Below are 18,652 nucleotides of genomic sequence, written 5' to 3' on the forward strand. Positions count from 1 at the left end.
ACTTTCTCTCTATTCGCAGGGTTTTGCCTCTATTGTAACCTGTCCATCTATCACCTGGTATTTTGCATCCATAGCCTTGCAAATCAGTTCAAGCTTTTTATAAATAGATTCATCGCGCAGGTCGGCTGTAAGCTTGCAATTTTTAACAGCTTCTTTATCGTAAACAATACTAATACTATAGGCTTCCCTGATCTGTTCCAAAACTTCAACAACAGGAACATCTTCGTATTGAAAATTATTTTTTATTTCAGCAGGATTGATCATTACAGGCCTGTCAATCAATGTTTTTTGAAACTTCTGTTGCTGTCGTGAATAAACCAATTCCTGGTTTGGTGTTAATACCATACCATTCAAATTTTTGCTATTCAATTCTTTCTTATCCCGGATATTGGTTTTATCATAAACTGCAACTTTGCCAGTTCGTACTATTATTGAAATCTTTTGATCTTTTTCATTTGCCTTGATCGTAAAACTTGTCCCCAATACTTTAGTCACCAATTCATGGCTAAATACCCTGAAAGGCTTATTTGGATTTTTCGTCACTTCAAAAAAAGCTTCTCCAGAAAGGAAAACATCACGGGTATCCAATGATGAAAATTGTTCAGCATAACGGATGATTGCTTTGGGCGCTAAACGGATCGTGCTTCCATCCTGCATGTGCACGATCTTATCCTTGCTGCCGGAGTTATATTCTTCAATTAAGCCGCGTTTTTTTGCTGGCAAATCTGCATCTGCCAGGTTTTCATTATTGATAGAGGAAAATGGTAACAATGTATAATAGGCCACAGCCCCGGTCACCAATATTCCAATCAGGATAGCAGCATATTTCCATCTTGATAAGGAAGCAAGAATGCCCATTGTTCGCGGCTTTTGGATCCTATCCATTATCGCACGCATTTCATGATTTAACGTTTCCTCTTCAAGGCTTTTCTCCTTTACTTTAAAGGAAAGCAAGATGGTGCGGGCTTCACTGATCATTGATTGTTTATGTGGATTCTGGAGCAACCAATTTTGCCACCAGACATTATCTTCTGTGTTATTATCAAACACCCAGTTAATAAAATCCTGATCCATTATAAAATCATCAACATCATATTGACTATAGTCATTCATGAGGTGCATGTTTTTATATATAGAACAGCTATCAAACCCCAACTACTGTCTATTTTTAAACTTTTTGTAAAAGATGCGCAAACGTTTGCACTGTTAATACTTAAGTAAGAGCAGGCTTATCACTGTAACTTCCTGCCAGAATACCCTGATTTTCCGGAGACTTTCGTGAAGGAGATTGTAAACTGATTGCTTATTGATCTGCATGATTTTAGCTACCTGATCATGATCGAGCTGTTGGTAATAAATGAGGTAGATCACTTCTTTTTGCCGTGCAGGAAGCCGATCAAGCGTCTGGCGAAGTTTAGCGGCCTTTTCTTCATTCAACTGCTTTTCCACGATGACATCTTCAATAGAAAATTCAAGGGCGAAATCATAATCTATTATTTCATCACCGCCTATAGACAGTTTTCTTTTGTCTTGAGCACCAACCCGGATGATCCTTCTCTTTAACGCAATTAGTAAATATTGTTTCAGATAACTGATAGTTCCTGTCTTATGACGGTTCTGCCATAGATTAATGAAAACATCCTGGATGCAGTCAGCAATTATCGTTTCATCTTTTGTAAAATGCTGTCCATAACGATACATGGAAGGATAATACTTTTTCATGATCGCAGAAAAAGCTCCTTCGTCATTTTTTTTCAGACCTTCTAATATTTCTGCATCAGTCTTCAGCAATCGTAATTGTTTTTCAGTTAATAATGATGAAAGATTTACCGATAAAAACATAGTGTTACGGCAATACATCTCATCATAAATGAGATTTTACAAAAACAAAAAGTTATTGTTTTATTAAAATATGCAAAAATACAATTGCCAGCCACCCGGAAAAATAGATTAAACTACGCCATTAATGGATTATACTCTGATCGTTTGAATAACCCGACTAGTATGCATTGATAAAAACAAGTAAGGGGCCTGGAAAAGCCCCTTAGTAATCATACTAAAATTGCCATATGAGAGAAAAATTTTCTTATCAATTGTCATTGCCGGCAATCGCCGATCCTGAAACACATCCGAGCCATGCGGAACTCATGATCCAACCTTCCATTTAACAGCATCTGTACGGAAAGGAACTGCAGGAAGTCCTGCCCCGTTGTACAGGTTTGGCATAGCAGCCTCATTCCATGCAAAGCGCACGGCAGCAGGTTTAGTAATTTCAGGAGCAGATACAATAATCTTCTGACCATGAATTTCAGCCGTTGCAGGAACAAACTTTCCATCATTGCCTGCTATGGTAAACCAGTTTAAGGGTGCATTATCCATACTTTTTAATCCATCTGCATATTTGAAAGACAGGACGGCTTTACCATTTTTCACTTTCATGCTCCTAAAAACAGGTCCACTGCTTACAACCTTTTTATTATAATCATTTGCCATTGAAAGTAAAGCCAGCCTCCTGCCTACTTCCCATTTATAAGATGGGTGAATGTCGGTAAGAGTATCTACCAGGTCAGTCACAACAGCCATCCCTGTATTAGGTATCTTTAACGCTTGTGTCTGTCCTTCCCAAAATTCTGGAAGCGTTTCAGGAGTGTGCGCTATGCGATTCTGGTTTTTGGAATAATAGAATGGAGCAATCTGAACCGAATAGAAAGGGAGGTTGTCATTTCCCCATTGTTTGCGCCAGCCTTCAATTAATGCCTGCATTTTATCGGCATAACGTATGCCATCATTGATCAGGCAATTCGACTCGCCCTGGTACCAAAGAAAGCCGCGTATGGCAAAGGGCGCCAAGGGCTGTATCATGCTTTTATAATTCATTCCAGGGGCAACGCTATCAATCATAAAAGGCGTTTTCCCGCCCTCGGCAGCAAATGCAGGCAAAGCTTTGTAGGCCTCCGCGGGTGTCCATGGTTCTATACGGCTTCCGCCCCATGAAGAAGAAATCACACCAATTGGCATGTTTAGCTCTGACTGAATATTTTTTGCGAAATAAAAACCTGCAGCAGAAAATTGCGCCAAAGCTTTACCGCTGCATTCATTCCAGCCGGTGGTTGTTACATCAGGACTGCTTAATACTTTCTCAACTTTAAATATGCGAATGTTGGGATAGGTTTTCGTTAACTCCAGCGCGGCACTGTCAACTCCTTTCTTAGGTTTCGCATAATTGTTCGGCAACTTCATGGTATATTCCATATTCGACTGGCCCGAACATAACCATACTTCACCTACCAGGATATTAGATAGGGTAATGGTATTGCTGGCAGTTATCGTCATCTCCTGGGGCTTATCCGATGCTTTTAAAGGAGATAGCACTACTTTCCAATTTCCAGCCGCATCGGCTTTAGTCGTTTTTTGCTGGCCAGAAAAGGATACGGTAACCATTTCGCCTGGTGTAGCCCATCCCCAGACAGGTACCGTCTTTTCACGTTGCAAAACCATATTACTTCCCAGCACTTTAGGCAGTCTAACCTGAGCCTGAATAAAAGTAGTAGAAGCCAAAAGGAGAAGAAGGGAGGACAGTGTTCTTAATCTCATTGTTTTTATTATCATTTTTTTGTTTATTGCCAGCAGATGCAGGTTGGTGTCTGCACATTGCATGAATTTGAAAACTCGAGTTGACCAGTAAGGCTATCGATGGAAAATACAGCGATTGTATGATTGTCCTGATTGGCAGCCAGTAACCATTTTCCAGAGGGATCAATGGAGATATCTCTAGGAGTGGTACCACCACAGGAGCATTTTTCAATAAAATGCAATTTGCCGTTTGCTATTAAAAAAGAGTAAATGCTATTGGTCTTTCTTTCTGAAAAGTAAACAAACCGGCCATTGGGATGTATCCTGATGGCAGCAGCGCTCATTTCTCCACCCTCTAAAGAACTAGTGTCTACCAGCTGGTATTTGCCTTCTATTTTGTGATACAAAAACAGTTGACCGCTTAATTCACCAATCAGCACCAGCCATTCCCGGTTCAAATCCATGTCTATGTGTCGCGCGCCGGCTCCTGTATTTACATTGATATCCCATTCTGTTGCCGGTTCCCAATTTTTGGAAGCACTTTCAAAGCGATATGCTTTAGCCTGGTCTATACCCAAATCAACACAATAGACCTTATCATCATCAACCGGGTACATCATATGAGGATGGGGAGCCTCCTGTCTTTCTTTGTGCACACCAGAGCCGGTGTGTTGGATCCGTTGATTCAATGAGCCAATCTTTCCATCATGCTCCAATGCGTAAACCAGGATATCGCCACTTACATAATTGGCAACTAAAATTGACTGGCTTGCAATAGCCAGGTGGCAGGCGTAATCACCTGGCAGCGGCACTGCATTCAGTTTGCTTAGACTTCCATCTTCATGGATCCTGTAAGCAACCAGTTGCGTATTTTCCGATGCCAACATTTCTTCGGCGGCATACAAGATCTTTCCATCGGCAGATACAACCGGATAACTGGGATTTCTTTGAGGCTGGCTGCCAATGATCTTTATACTACCGTTTTGTGGATTGAAAGAACAAGAGGTAATTCCGGCGCCCATTGGATTGGGGGCCGGAGCTCCTGGTTCTGTATAACTTCCTGTGAAAAAAAACATAACAATCTTTTACACGATTTTGATTAGAGCTTTCATGTAACCCAATGCGTACGCCATACCGGCATACCATGATCCGTCACAACTCATTTGAGGCGTATGATCAGGAATGAGTACCCCGTTGAAGCCTTTCTCTTTTAGGATCCTGATGATTTCTACCATATCGATATCTCCTTCGTCTACAAAAACCTCCTTATAGGTTGGCACTTTGCCTTTTACATTCCTGAAATGGATATAGCTGATATGATCTGCATACTGCCTTGTTGCCTCATAGATATCGCCTTCTGTCATTTCTGCCAGGGAACCCAAACAATACTCCAATTTGTTTTGCGGGCTGGGATAGATATCCAACAAGCGCTGATACATCTGTGGCTGGTAAACTAAGCGTGGCGTATTTCTTACAACAGGCATAGGAGGATCGTCGGGGTGGGCAGCCAGTTGTACACCGGCCTCTTCAGCAACAGGAAGTAACTCCTTTAAAAAATATTCCAACCTTTGCCAAAGCTCCTCATGGCTAATCGCCGGAAGGAATCCATCATCTGCAGTTGTATCATAAACCATATTCCATACCATACCATTCGGAATGGGTCGATCATCAACGCCATCCATTCCAACAGAAACAGCGCCCCCCCGTGCAAATGGACCTGTCACACGGCTGGATACACCTGCAAGGCTAAAGTTATATCCAATGACAGGTATGCCGGCTTTGCCGACATTGCGGATGTATTGTTTCAATAATTCAACCTGCTGTTTTTTCTTTGGACCATCCAATAATACATCATGCCAATCGGCAGGATCAAAGTTTTCAATAGCCCCCCATTCCAGGCCTGCTGCATTGATCTCTTTCTTCAAACGAAGCAGGGAATCCAATTCCCACATTTGGGCTGACTTACCTGCTATTCCCCAGCCGGTCCCATTTCCTATAGGCTGATTATTGATATCCTTCTGGCTGCCTTTGTTAAAATAATCCACTAAATGAACTACCAGGTGAGAGCAACCGCATTGTTTGGCAAAATCAAAATGCTGCCGGTTTAACATGTGGTGGTAAAGACCTAATCCTAACTTCATCATCATCTCCTGTTTTATAATATTCCGTATTTAGCGAAAGCGTCGGTACTCGACATTCCATTTTCAATTTCCTTTCTTACCAACTTCTCGCCCCTGGCTTTTTTAATCGCTTTGGCAATCACTTCCTTTTCTATTTTTTGTGGAATTACCAATACGCCGTCGAGGTCGCCAAAAATAAGGTCACCGGGAGCTATCCAAACTCCTCCTATTTCGATGTTGCAGCGATAATCTGCCACCTGGGTTCTTACAGAGGAATCCTGTGCATAACGGCCCCTGCTGAATACTGGCCATTGCTGTTCCAGTACTTGTGGTGTATCGCGGTGATAACCGTCAATCACAGCTCCACGGGCTCCTCTCATTCTTGCGGTGGCCGTGAGAATTTCTCCCCAGTAAGCACAACGCATGGTACCCCCCGTAGCAATATAGATCTCGCCTTCCTGCAATTGATCCAAGGCTTCCGTAAGCTTGCCAAATGGTTTTTTCTGAGGCCCGAATACATCAATCATCAGTACCGGCATGGCCCTGCCAGCCAGCTTGTCCTGCAAGCGCATGGGCTGTACTGGCTGTGGTAAAAACTGATGATAGTATCCATATTCATCAAGGATATCACCTACTACAGGTGTATATAATTCAGATTCCATCAATTTAAACAACTCTTGATCTGTCTCCCACTCAATCAAAGGTTTATTTTGTTCAATTGTCATGCTATTCATTGTATTAATAATTTGATGTTTGCACCAATTCCAATATTTGATTTTTTAATTTGTTCTTATCCATCTCCGATAGTGGATAATAAATGACATCACCCAGGTGTGTGTTACTCTTTTCGACAATAATGATTTCGGCATCTTCGTCCATAGCAATACTATGCCATGCGTTGACGGGGATATTGTACGTTACCCCGGGCTTCATTAAGATACATTCAAAATTGACCATGCTGTTCTCCATACTTGCCGCAATGAGTACAGCCCTACCTTTTGTCAGTACAAAGATCTCATCAGTTTGCTGATGCTGTTCGAGTCGTTCGATGGTTGTGAAAGACAACCATGGCAAGTAATTTAACTGGGCCACCTGCCAATGCTCCCTGATGAAAAAAGGATGGTATCCATTTTCCTTTGCGTAATAGGTTTCAATTAATCCAGTATCCATCATCATCAGTTTATCTTGGGTCATATTGGATGGTACTTTCCTTGTACCCTCCATCAACATAAATTTCTGTAGCGGTCATATAGCCAGCTTTATCGCTTGCCAGGAAAGAACACATCCAGGCGATATCATCCACCTTCCCAATTTTGCCCAAAGGTATCCAGTTGTTGAAGCGTTCCCGGCCAAACTTTTCGATTTCCTCAGAATTCATTTCCGTTTCAATTGCACCTGGCGAAACTGCCATTACCCTGATATTGAATTCCGCCAGTTCCAGGGCCAAACATTTCGTGAGCATATTCAGCCCGGCCTTTGAGCTGCAATAGTGAACAAGGCCTTTCCTGGCTACTTTATCATGGATCGATGAAATGTTTAGGATCACACCCTGCTTTTTGGCGCGCATTCTTCTGCCAGCCAGTTGGGCACAATAAAAGGCCCCTCTCAAATTGACATTCATAATCCGGTCCCATTCCTGCAGTGGCATGTCCAGTGCATCATTAATGGTTTCAATACCGGCATTATTCACCAGGATATCGATACCTCCCAGTTGCTTATCCATGAAATCGAACATCCCGTCTACCTGCTCCGGTATGCTGATATCAGCCTGGTAAGCTTTACATATCACTTTGTATTGATTCGATAACCGCTCAGCAACAGCAAGTGCTTTTGATTCCTCCTTTCTAAAGTTGATCAGCACATTGGCGCCGCAACTGGCCATAGCCTCTGCTATGCAAGCACCGATGCCCTGGGAGGCACCGGTGACCAATACATTTTTACCTGTTAGTTCTATCTTATTCTGCATGCGTAATTATGTAGTTGTTAAATAAGTCTTCTCCTCTTTTTGGTGGGCTTTTTCTTTCCAGTTGTGCTCAATTTCCTCGAGGGTCCTACCCTTGGTTTCCGGAATGTATTTTATGACAAAAAATAAGGCAGGGATCATTACCAGTCCATACAGCATAAAGGTCATTCCAATGCCAATTGATTCGCGCAATAACGGGTAGGTCTGCGTGACAAAAGTAGAACCCAGAAAAAGGGATAAAGTTGCCAACGACATCGCCCTTCCCCTGATGGAAGTAGGATAGATCTCAGCGATCACTACCCACACGCCAGGGCCTAAGGTTGCGGCAAAAACAGCAATGTAAAAGATAAATGCAGCAACCAGCAGGATGGTTCCCTGTCCGCCGGAAAATAAACCACCAATGGCTAAAAGCGCAATACTGAGCCCGCCAAAGCCAGCTATCAATAAAGGTTTCCGGCCCCAAACATCTATTTTCCAGATCGCCACCACTGTGAAGATCATATTGAAGAAGCCGATCAATGCGGCTGTTCCCATTGCTGACGAGGCCTGGAATCCAGCTTTCTCGAAAATAGCAGGTGCATAATACATTACAGTAGTGATACCGGATAACTGGCTTAGGAATGGCAGCACCAAACCGATCAAAAGAGCAATGCGGAACTTTTTAGAAAATAATTCATTGAAGCTGCCGTTCTCTTCTTTTAAAGTGGCAATGATCTCTTCAGATTCTATTTGCGCCTTTTCCGGACCATTGATCCTGCTCAGGATGTCCAAACCTTGCTGGTTCTTACCTTTTGCGATCAGCCATCTTGGACTTTCCGGAACCAATAAGAGCATTAGATAAAACAATATTGCGGGAATCGCATTGGAGCCCAGCATAGCCCTCCATACTTCATCTACAAAGTAAAAGTCCATCCAGTTGCCAAAGCGAGTAGAACCTGCAATGTTTAATAGCCAAGCGTTGGACAAATAAGAACACAAAATGCCCAATGTAATGGAAAGCTGATATAATGAAACCAGGCGTCCCCTCAAATGAGCAGGCGCCATTTCGGAAATAAACATAGGGGCTACCATGGCTGCAAAGCCAACACCCACGCCGCCTATCAACCTGGCTATCACCAGGTGTGTTGGCGTGATGGCCACAGCACAATAAATAGCAGAAATAATGAATAGCCAGGCAGAAGCAGCAAGCACCATCTTCCTTCCAAAACGGTCAGCCATCCAGCCAGCGATTGCAGCACCTGACACGCATCCCAATAATGCGGAGCTCATGATCCACCCTTCCATGGCGGCACTGAGTTGAAACTGGGTGCGGAGGAAATTAATACCTCCAGAAATTACGGCTGTATCAAAGCCAAAGAGAAAGCCTCCAAGACCTGCAGTGAGGCAAATTAAAATCAAATAAGTTGAGCCTGAAATTTTCATTGGCATAATCATTTTGGATGAATCGTTTAAATTAAAATAACAGAACTGGAGACAATCAAACAGATGCTATATTGACCAATACTGATAAAATATTTTCACTTTCCTCAAAAAAGAAGAACAGTAAATGAATGCTACAGTAACACCAGGGCATTTATTCTATTTCCAATTACAGGCGTCAAAACTAATTTCAACTGATTCGCATTCCTACAAGCAATTAAATCAACATTTCAAGTATTTTAATCATTTTCGGCTTTATTTATCATCCCTGATTAATAGAGATGAAAAGATGGGGCAGTATCCCCTTTGTCCATCAAGGCTTCGTTAACTTACCAAGTTAAGTTCTCTTCTGTATTCAGAAGGTGTTCTTTGGGTCTTTTTTTTAAAAGAATCATTAAAATGGGCAAAGCTTTGAAAGCCCGAGCTGAAACAAACATCCGCAATGGTCAAGTCAAAATCCCTTAACAATTTACAGGCATGACCTATTCTTAATTCGTTTAAAAATCCGGTGAAAGATTTTCCTGTTCTCTTTTTGAAAAAACTGCAAAAAGCGGGTGGGGTCATATTGGCTATTTGTGCAATCGTCGGTAAATCTATAGGTTCCCGAAAATTTTCAAGTACAAACCGATACACATTATTCATCCGCTCTGTATCTTTTTCATTTAATGAGACCTTATTTGCAATAGAGGAGAGCTGTTCATACTTTTTTGCATCTAATAGAATATTCATTATTTCCAGGAACAGTATAATCTTCCTTAAACCTGTGGCATGTACGATCTCATTGATTAAAGGAGCTATTTGTTGCTTGATTCCAGGATGAAAACTTAATCCCATCTTTGATTTTTCAATTAGCCGCTCAGCCTTATAACTAAAAGGTTCATCCAGGCTTAGTGTCTTTAAATAGTCTGCGGGAAAATATATAACAATGGCTTTTCCAGTCCTGCTTTCATTGGAAACATATTCAGACGCCTCATGATACCAGATATGAGGGAGCTTAGGACCCAATAAAACCAGGTCACCAGCTGAATAATCCTTTATGCAATCACCAATCACACTTTTACCGGCACCTTCCACTATATAATTCAATTCGCATACTTCATGAAAATGAAAAAGAGCATTGAAATTGTTTTCACTTACTTCTTTTACAAAAATGGATTGCACATCATGTGTACTTACTTCAACCAGTTTAGCTTTCATTTTTGTATCTATTATTCAGTTATGGAATTTTTTGTATCACCGCAAAATCAAAGAAAAGCCTTGGAGACCCACAGTGGAGCAAATTAAAATCAAATAAGTTGAACCTGAAATTTTCATTGGCATATTCATTTAAAACGAATCGCTAAATTTTAAAATAACAAAACTGGTGGCAATCAAACAGATACAATTTTGATCAATACTGATGGAATATTAGCCCCGTCAAATTATATTAAAAGAGGGGCCTGGAAAGGCCCCTCGGTCATCAATCTAAAATTGCCATATGATGAGATAGATATCTTATAGACCCTTCTATAAGCCAGCACTTAAGTTGTCGCCCATTGATATGATTGAATTGAAGTCAACTATGAATGAAGCCATTCCCATTGCAGGAACCAATACTTCGGTCTGCGCCAGTTTATCGGCATTACTTAACACTTTATTGTTCATGAGCACGGATAGAGGTTTCCGTTCCAGCCAATTTACTTTCACCACTTCATCTTTATCAGAAACAGAGCGCAACCTTACCTCCATCCTGTTGCCCGATTCATCCACTTTCAATATCGATAACAATACTTTTGGATTATCAGTCAGAGACATTAAAGGCTTCTGATTTAGCTTTTGCTTTAGCGGGCTAACCACCAATGGCTGGGATTGCTCCATGCCGAAACGATTGGCCATTGCTGCGTCATAAGCCGTATTATGAGGAAGCAGGCGATATCTAAACTCCAACCTACCTTCCTGGCTTAAGGGGAAATTCGTATGCCAGTGGTTATTTAAAGCCCAGGAGTAAATAGTTGCACTGGGAGCAAGATTTTTGATCCATTTAGGTGAATTGGTGGCTCCTCCCAGAATGTCAGCAGTTAGGTCCCCTATTTCCAAAACAGGAGCATCCAATGAACACATGGTTACCCCTTTCTCTTTATTGGACACATCCAGCCAGCGTTGAAAGCCGATCCAATTCCGGTTGGCCCCTTCCAACTGGTCTTTATCTATTTTCATAATGCCCCACGGAATGTCTACCATGGTTTCAGACTGAGGGATATTGAAGGCAAATCCAAAATGCACGCCTTCTTTTTTCGTTATGGCTTGTTTATCCAAGTTATTCTTGATATCTACATAAGCCTGGCCTTTTATAAGTGTAATTGTCCGGGACAGGCTATTGCAACCTTCCGCCGCTGATTCCACCAAAATCGAGGCCAGCAGGGGGCCGTTTTCAAGAATAGAAATTTTCACATTCGATGTACCGGAAAGCCTGTTCTGTTTTTCACTACTTTTCAGGTACCGATAACTATTGATACTGCAGGCAGCCTTGGCATCTACAAATTCTTTTGCCCCTTTTGTCAAGCTGGAGATGTCTCCCGTTTGAGGGTCAATCACAACCTTAAGGATCCCGTTGTCCAATACATTGCCTTGAGCCAGTGATCCGCTCGTATTGGTTTTGCCTGCGCTCAATTGATAACTCCCTGAGCCCAAAGCAGGAATATGCTCTGCCATGAACACCAACTCTCCTGTAGAAAGCCTTTGAGACAAAACAGCCTTCCCCCACTCATCTGTTACACTATTATACTGACTACTTTGCTCTTTTGAAAGAGTGACTAACTGGCTGCGACTCCAGGACAATGTATTAAAGACCCCAACTGTTTGACTTTCGCTTTTGGCAACAGGAGCTAAAGCTCGGTGCATTATATCTTTACTGATATCTTCCCCTTTTTGAAAGTATCCAAATTTCACATTTAAAATATCATTGGTAATTGGCTGTTTATCAGGAGAGAAATAACACCAGGTATGCTCCGTTCCCAGGCTGACATTTCTCCAGGCTTCTTTCAAGTCTGCCCTTGGTGCAGGCTCTCCCTGATGGAGCATTGCCCAAAGCGTTTCATCCTGAATAAGCCTTTCCTTAGCATTCCTGTTCATGGCAGTTTGCTTCGCTGCTGTACCCAAACCATCGGTCCAATATTCTGTAAAGTCCCCGGATAAAACCGGGAGCTGGTCGCCATACTTCTCTTCATATTTTTTCATAATCTCTGTAGCACTTGCAATCACCAGGTGTGGATAGGCAAATTCCTCATTCCAGCTTTTGACAGCCTCGGGCAAGTCTGCATCAATAGGCGTATTATCAGCCATGGCCCACGACATGGCAAAGAGGTCGTAAGGATAATAGTCAGATTTTTCCAATTTAGGCAACATATCAGCCAGGTAACCATCAATAAAATTCTGTCTTGGCGTTTCGGTCTTTACCATGCTTAATAACTTTGTAGTATCTGTCTGACCAAGCATTTTAGGCCAGAACTTAAAACCTTTAAGCTGTGCGCCGGGAACATAGCTTCCAGGCTGTAGAAAAAGTACTTTTGATTTACCGTCAACACTTTTCCACCAGAATGGCCTAAAACTCAAGTCCGTAGAACGACCCACCCGGTCGGAGCCATTATTGAGCGCAAAAATGTATTTGATACCTAAGCGTTTGGCCACGGGAACGATTCCCCAGGTCATGCCTGGAACATCTACCTGGACAAAGGTTTCTATCTTTTTGCCGGTTAGTTTTTCAAAGTCCTTACCATGGCCCAGGAATTCAAACAATTCCTCATCAGCAGCCGCACTGGTATTGGTATTCACATAGCTGGCATCCAGGTGCAGGTATCCTTTTTTAACGGCATCAATCACTTCCTGTTTTACCTGCCGACTCGCCTTGCTAAAGAGCCGCTCTACAGGCCATAACACCTCAGGATTCCATACATACCGTGCTCCTTCGGGATAGGCTGCTGTCTTTTTTGCCAATTCAATCCCATTGAAAATATTCCGTCTATGGATCACTTCCACATTTTGCTGGGTGTTGGTATAGCCAATATCTACATGAGAGTGAGGATAAATATATACCGTCCATTGACGCAGGGCGGGCACCCTTACACTATGCTCCAGCATTTTATTAGCCTGCTTTACAACGATCTTCAGCTGGCAATCTGTTTTTACACCCAGACCAGCAGGCAGCAAAACATCCAGGCTGTCTATACCATTCTTTCCATCAACAGGTAACAACTCTTTAATGGTACCAGATTCCAATGTAATTGTTCCTTTTCCTATCAATGGAGCACCTTTAAAATACAGCATTAGAGATCTTCCGGGTTTTTTATCGGAGCGATGCCGATAAAATGACTGAACTTTCACTGCTATAGAATCGGGGAATGAACCATTTGCAAACCCATTTGTCCCCTGCAGCAGTAGAAAAAGGATGAGTAAACTAGTTATGATTGACTTTCTCATTTACATTGATTTTTTATTTCGGGATTAACTTTTGTGACCTTTTTATTTGGTGAAGATTTCGTTTACATCATAAAGTAATAAGCGTGATTGTTTTCAAACAGATACCATATTGATCAATACTGATGTTCTATTAACCTCTACTTATTAGCGTAAGAATGGGGCCTTGAAATAAAGAAACTTAGATCAATCATACGGTTAAATGAAAGGAATGTGTCAAAACTAATTTCAACTGATTCGCATTCCTACAAGCGATTAAATCAATATTTCAAGTATTTTAATCATTTTCAGCTTTATTTATCATTACTGATTAATTGATATGAAAAGATGGAGCAAATACTAATGGCATATTAGCCTATACATATTAAGAAAGGGGCCTGGAAAGGCCCCTTAGTAATCATTCTAAAATTGCAATATGAGAGAAAATCTCTCTAATCAATTGTCATTGCCATCAATCGCCGATTTTCATAAGGAAGTATTTGAATATCTTTTCTTTAATAAATTCATCATAAACAGATTCACCTCCCACTGGTTCGTAATGGGTTGTCCCGTAGATGGCAAAGGCACCATATAAGGAAACGGCCCAAACTCCGGGGCGATGGTTAAAATAGCATTTTCTTTTTTCTTTCGCTCTACAACCTTATCCCACCAGTTCAAATGCATATTCAATGCGTGCTCCCATTCATTGATCCGGGGGTCTGGCACCTGGGGACCTTCTATATATCCAACTCTTGCGTGGATATGCTCCGTTTTTTCAATGGCAAGATTCACAGCCTGTGGCTGATCTTCAAGAAATGATTCAGCTACACATACCCAGTGAGAGGCATCCAGTGTAATTTTCAAACCGGGTATTTTTTCCAGGTACGTTTTGGTAATATGTGCAGCAAATGAAAATTTGTTGCGGTGCGTTTCGTGCACTACAGGCACACCTTCATTTTCAGTAAATCGAAGCGTTTCTTCAATTAATGCCTGGTTCTGTTCAAACGAAAAGAAATCTTTGCCGGTTTGCGAATTAATTTTCACACAAGGATAAGGCTTTACTTTCTCCAACCATGCACAATACTGATCAAAGTGTTTCGAAAACTCCGCTACATAGGTATCGTAATGTTGAATGATGATTTTGACATTATGTTTCGCAGAAAGGTTCCATATCTCTTCCAACTCCTTTTCTGATGCTGTGACTGCAATGCCACACTCAACACCATCATAACCGGCAGCCATTACGTTTTCGAAAAAAGTGCCCCAACTTAAACTTTCGCTTCCCCAACGCGGGCAATAGTATTGTATTGACATAAATCTATGATAAATCTGTTTTTATTTTTAAAACCTCAGGGCGCAAATAAGGCTGGTTGGCATCAACAGTTCTTTGTTCCTGAGTAATATTTTATGAAGTGAATAATGTTTCCAATTCCTCGAGCGACCGGCCTTTCGTTTCTTTTATTTTAAAGAACATAAAAACAAAAGCAACCGCACATAAGAAAGCATAACAAAACATCGTGTAGGAAGTGCCCAGGTGTTTTGTCAATATGGGAAAAGTAAGGGTAACAACGAAATCAGCCAGCCACAATGCTAATGTTGCCACCGACAAAGCAAGACTGCGTATGAGATTGGGAAATATTTCAGAGAGATAGACCCAAACAACAGCACCCAATGTACTTCCAAAAGAAGCTACATACAGCAGCATAAAGATCAATACGATGTAATTATCATAATAACTATAATGAAAGCAGAGACCCAAAGCAACAAGCGATATGCCCATTAATATGCTTCCGATTAGCAACAGTTTTTTTCTGCCTACCTTGTCTACCAATCCAATAGCCACAAACGTTGACGCTATATTAACCACACCAATGATAATCGTTTGCAACAAAGAGGATGAAGAATCAATTCCGGTTTCTTTAAAGATAGACGGAGCATAATATATGATGGAGTTGATACCTGTAACCTGCTGGAAAATGGCCACCATAATTCCAACCAATAATACAGGCCTGTAAGTTTTGCTGAAGACCTGCTTTAGCGCAATGCGTTTTTCATGATGAAAACTGTTTTCAATTATGGCTAACTCTTCTTCAACGGATGCACCATCAGATGTTTTCGCAAGAATTTCCTTTGCCTCATTCTTTCTCCCCTTTTTCAGCAACCATCTTGGTGTTTCCGGAACCAGGAGTAATAACAGTAAAAACAGTAATGAAGGGAGTGTTTGTGAAGCAAACATCCATCTCCAGTTATTCGTACCCACATCATCCAAAAAGTAATTGACAAAATAGGCAACCAGGATCCCTACTACTATCGCCAACTGGTAACAGGCAACCAGTCTGCCTCTCACCTTAGCAGGCGCTATTTCAGCGATATACATGGGAGATACCATGGCTGCTGCGCCAACCCCAAGACCTCCAATCAACCGAAATAAAATAAATACATATAACTGCGTAGACATCCCGGCTCCAATACCTGAAAGAGCAAACAAGATGGCGCAAATGATCAACGTGAAACGTCGTCCAAATCTATCTGCGCAATACCCGGCAAGTAAAGCTCCAGCAGCACACCCAATCAGGATTGAACTCATTGACCATCCCAACATATATTCATCCAGTCCAAAGTAAGTAGAGATATAGGGTATTGTTCCGGAAATGATCGCTGTATCAAATCCGAATAACAAGCCCCCTAATGCAGCAACAAAACTTACCATCGTAATAAAGTTTTTGTTGATGCTTTTTTGTGGTAAACTTTCTGGAATACTTTCCTGGAATGATTTTGTAGAAACTAATAAATTTTCCATTGGCAATCGTTTAAAATGGCTTTTATAAATAATACTGACCTACCTAAGGCCAGTTTTTAAATCGTGGACGGTAAAATAACGGATATCATCTCTGCAAAACAGATGCTATTTTGATAATTTCCAATGCTATTTTTGCATCACAATATAAAAAAAATTAGGGGGCCTGGAAAAGCCCCCTTTTTTGATCACTAAATCACCAATGATGAAGCACTATTTTAATGGATCAAAAGTGCCACCCCACTCATTGTTTTGTTGAGCAGGATCACTAGCGAAGTTCCTTTGCCAATCATTCAATGCTATTGGATAGAACCAGTTAGCGTTTGGCAGGTTATAGACGTTAACAGGATTGTTAGTAACTTCTTTTTTAAATTCTAAATGGAAGTTAGCACGCACTGCATCTGTTTGGATATTTTGAGTCCAGTCAAAATCGGTTTTCTTTGTTAATGGAGCATTTGAAGTGTTATAAACAACAAAAAGGTTAGATAAATTTTGTTTAGCATTCAATATGTCAAAACGCTTCAGCCTGCGAAGATTATCCCATCTTTTACTTTCCTGGCAGAATTCAGCAAGGCGCTCACTCATCATTAAATTACGTACCGATGCTTGAGTTGAATACGCATCAAGACCATAGCCGTATATAACACCACTCCATCCACCGCCATTGGGAACTTGGCATTAGGATTTTCAGGTGTCCATGAGTCTGTCATCCATACTTTATTCATGTTCTGGAATGCCTGATTACCAATAGGGGGTATTGGATCAAAAAATTTTTTTTGAGAAGAGCATCAACAAAAACAGGCATAGTTCCACATGTATATCACATTTCACCTCAGCAGGCGTATCAAACAAAAATCCCGGTCACCTAAGGCAACCGGGATCTATTTAAAAACTGTCAACTTATTTCTGGATGATACATCAGCCCAAGCCGTGCATTATTTACCATACTTTAATTTTTTGCTTTCCGCTGCTCCTGATTTCCAATGGACCAGGCGAGGGATTGGTCACATTACGCTTTTTGCCGAAATAATCTGTATCGATCTTTAATGGCGAGCCATCTGTGTTTTCGAAAGGCAAATCCGGAACAAGAGCCCTGGTCAAAGTTTCGGTAGTCACCAGCTTTCTTTTTTGCCCGTTCAGCCAATTTTTGTCCAATGAAATTTCCAGGTACATACCATCGTTTTCGGCTGTCAAGTTTGCCATGGCATCATAGTCATTGATGACCAAAGCATTCCTTTCTATGGCCTGTTGGTCCTGATATTTTTTCATTTGCTCTTTTGCGCTTTTACTCATCTCTCCAAACTTCTTTTGATTGTCGGTGCTTGCAGCCCTGATTACGCCTTTAGTGTATACATTACCATCGAAGACAACCGGCAACAATGCCTTAGCATAGTCTTTAACATCGCCTTTGTTTACAAACAGGTTATTCACAAACTGCATATCGCCACCCGGATTGTCGTGCAGGCTGACAAGGGAAGTAGAATGAGGTTTATGATAGGGTGTCAAACGGCTATCATAGTTAATCACTTTCACTTTACCACCAATCAGATTATGAACAATTGCGGCACCACTGGAGTTTATATATAAGCTCACTTTAGACAGCAAGATATTATTGCTGACCAGCATTGGACCATGATCTACTTCCAAAAAAAGATCCTCGCCATTATCATGCATGAGGTTATTCTTTACCTGAACTCCCTGAGCCATCCAATCGAGCCAAACGCCCCAATAATTGCTTCTGTAAATATGGTTATTACGAATCTGTACATCTACAGCCCCGTGAAACTTAATACCGGCTTGTTCGGCACCTTCATATAAATGCCTAACAAAAATATCATGGATGGTATTGCCTTCCACGATACTGAACGAGCAACCCATACTACCCACAATACCTGTTTGCTCGCAATTAGAAATTGTATTATTGCGAACAATATGTCCTCCAATAGTGCCCTTGTTCCAACCAGATGCTAACGCTCTATTAATAGTTCCAACATATCCCTCTGTTGTACCTGTTCCTTTATCTCGCTCATCTCCATACTTGCCCAATGCAATACCCGAACATTTGGAATAGCGAACAGTGTTGTTCTCGATGATCCAGCCACGGCTCCAGTTTGTACCAATCAAGCCTTGTTGTTCTGCAGTTGGAGGAGCCCAATTGGTAGCAGCCTGCTCCATAGTAAAGCCACGAACAGTAAGGAAGTTGGTGAATGGCACAGCAGGATAAAATACAGTTGGGCGAACATTGATCTCTACCGTTTCTTTATTAGGGTCAACGTTTTTAAACTGTGCCCAAATGGTTGTTGTTGCTGTATCGACAGAAGCTGTCCAAAGTTGGCTCTTTTCATCAGC

Annotated in this window: 15 protein-coding genes; all 15 read right to left on the reverse strand. The window is 41.5% G+C overall.

The features are described from left to right. Positions 1-9 precede the first annotated feature (9 nt). Positions 10-1,113: a FecR family protein gene (locus tag OCK74_RS24115; RefSeq protein ID WP_279299668.1), complete on the reverse strand. Its 1,104-nt coding sequence runs from the start codon at positions 1,111-1,113 to the stop codon at positions 10-12. A 93-nt stretch (positions 1,114-1,206) separates the two neighbouring features. Next, positions 1,207-1,791, reverse strand: a complete 585-nt coding sequence (locus OCK74_RS24120; protein WP_279299669.1) for an RNA polymerase sigma factor — start codon at positions 1,789-1,791, stop codon at positions 1,207-1,209. 354 nt (positions 1,792-2,145) lie between these two features. Further along, positions 2,146-3,594 (reverse strand): sialate O-acetylesterase, encoded by a 1,449-nt coding sequence (locus tag OCK74_RS24125; RefSeq protein WP_279299670.1) that lies wholly within the window; start codon positions 3,592-3,594, stop codon positions 2,146-2,148. Positions 3,595-3,617: 23 nt separating this feature from the next. Next, positions 3,618-4,649, reverse strand: a complete 1,032-nt coding sequence (locus OCK74_RS24130; protein ID WP_279299671.1) for a lactonase family protein — start codon at positions 4,647-4,649, stop codon at positions 3,618-3,620. 9 nt (positions 4,650-4,658) lie between these two features. Then, the gene (locus tag OCK74_RS24135) at positions 4,659-5,720 is read right to left on the reverse strand and encodes a mannonate dehydratase (protein WP_279299672.1); all 1,062 of its coding nucleotides are present in this window, start codon (positions 5,718-5,720) and stop codon (positions 4,659-4,661) included. Between the two features lie 8 nt (positions 5,721-5,728). Next, the gene (locus tag OCK74_RS24140) at positions 5,729-6,427 is read right to left on the reverse strand and encodes an RraA family protein (RefSeq protein ID WP_279299673.1); all 699 of its coding nucleotides are present in this window, start codon (positions 6,425-6,427) and stop codon (positions 5,729-5,731) included. Positions 6,428-6,431: 4 nt separating this feature from the next. Further along, entirely contained in the window at positions 6,432-6,887 is a 456-nt protein-coding gene (locus OCK74_RS24145; protein WP_279299674.1) for a cupin domain-containing protein, read from the reverse strand. Then, on the reverse strand, positions 6,874-7,659 hold the full coding sequence (locus OCK74_RS24150; protein ID WP_279299675.1) for an SDR family NAD(P)-dependent oxidoreductase: 786 nt from the start codon (positions 7,657-7,659) through the stop codon (positions 6,874-6,876). The genes OCK74_RS24145 and OCK74_RS24150 overlap by 14 nt, the downstream gene beginning before the upstream one ends. A 6-nt stretch (positions 7,660-7,665) precedes the next feature. Continuing rightward, positions 7,666-9,141, reverse strand: coding sequence for a sugar porter family MFS transporter (locus OCK74_RS24155; protein WP_279299681.1), 1,476 nt, complete (start codon positions 9,139-9,141; stop codon positions 7,666-7,668). 258 nt (positions 9,142-9,399) lie between these two features. Next, positions 9,400-10,272, reverse strand: a complete 873-nt coding sequence (locus OCK74_RS24160) for an AraC family transcriptional regulator (protein ID WP_279299676.1) — start codon at positions 10,270-10,272, stop codon at positions 9,400-9,402. Positions 10,273-10,581: 309 nt separating this feature from the next. Beyond that, positions 10,582-13,530, reverse strand: a complete 2,949-nt coding sequence (locus OCK74_RS24165; protein ID WP_279299677.1) for a glycoside hydrolase family 38 N-terminal domain-containing protein — start codon at positions 13,528-13,530, stop codon at positions 10,582-10,584. A gap of 462 nt (positions 13,531-13,992) precedes the next feature. Next, entirely contained in the window at positions 13,993-14,820 is an 828-nt protein-coding gene (locus OCK74_RS24170) for a sugar phosphate isomerase/epimerase family protein (RefSeq protein ID WP_279299678.1), read from the reverse strand. Between the two features lie 91 nt (positions 14,821-14,911). Continuing rightward, positions 14,912-16,306, reverse strand: coding sequence for a sugar porter family MFS transporter (locus OCK74_RS24175; protein WP_279299679.1), 1,395 nt, complete (start codon positions 16,304-16,306; stop codon positions 14,912-14,914). A gap of 210 nt (positions 16,307-16,516) precedes the next feature. After that, a complete protein-coding gene (locus tag OCK74_RS24180) occupies positions 16,517-16,945 on the reverse strand; it encodes a RagB/SusD family nutrient uptake outer membrane protein (RefSeq protein ID WP_279299682.1) in 429 nt (142 codons plus the stop codon). Positions 16,946-17,242: 297 nt separating this feature from the next. Beyond that, positions 17,243-18,652 (reverse strand): right-handed parallel beta-helix repeat-containing protein (locus tag OCK74_RS24185; protein ID WP_279299680.1); only part of this gene is annotated, 1,410 nt, incomplete at its 5' end.

Source organism: Paraflavisolibacter caeni (genome assembly GCF_025628885.1).
In the GTDB taxonomy this organism is placed as follows: Bacteria; Bacteroidota; Bacteroidia; order Chitinophagales; family Chitinophagaceae; genus Flavisolibacter; species Flavisolibacter caeni.

Excerpts from the sequence above, each read along its gene's own strand:
- OCK74_RS24115 (WP_279299668.1), bottom strand. The coding sequence starts at position 1,113 with ATGAATGACTATAGTCAATATGATGTTGATGATTTTATAATGGATCAG.
- OCK74_RS24125 (WP_279299670.1), bottom strand. The coding sequence starts at position 3,594 with ATGAGATTAAGAACACTGTCCTCCCTTCTTCTCCTTTTGGCTTCTACT.
- OCK74_RS24130 (WP_279299671.1), bottom strand. The coding sequence starts at position 4,649 with ATGTTTTTTTTCACAGGAAGTTATACAGAACCAGGAGCTCCGGCCCCC.
- OCK74_RS24135 (WP_279299672.1), bottom strand. The coding sequence starts at position 5,720 with ATGATGATGAAGTTAGGATTAGGTCTTTACCACCACATGTTAAACCGG.
- OCK74_RS24140 (WP_279299673.1), bottom strand. The coding sequence starts at position 6,427 with ATGAATAGCATGACAATTGAACAAAATAAACCTTTGATTGAGTGGGAG.
- OCK74_RS24145 (WP_279299674.1), bottom strand. The coding sequence starts at position 6,887 with ATGACCCAAGATAAACTGATGATGATGGATACTGGATTAATTGAAACC.
- OCK74_RS24150 (WP_279299675.1), bottom strand. The coding sequence starts at position 7,659 with ATGCAGAATAAGATAGAACTAACAGGTAAAAATGTATTGGTCACCGGT.
- OCK74_RS24160 (WP_279299676.1), bottom strand. The coding sequence starts at position 10,272 with ATGAAAGCTAAACTGGTTGAAGTAAGTACACATGATGTGCAATCCATT.
- OCK74_RS24165 (WP_279299677.1), bottom strand. The coding sequence starts at position 13,530 with ATGAGAAAGTCAATCATAACTAGTTTACTCATCCTTTTTCTACTGCTG.
- OCK74_RS24170 (WP_279299678.1), bottom strand. The coding sequence starts at position 14,820 with ATGTCAATACAATACTATTGCCCGCGTTGGGGAAGCGAAAGTTTAAGT.
- OCK74_RS24175 (WP_279299679.1), bottom strand. The coding sequence starts at position 16,306 with ATGGAAAATTTATTAGTTTCTACAAAATCATTCCAGGAAAGTATTCCA.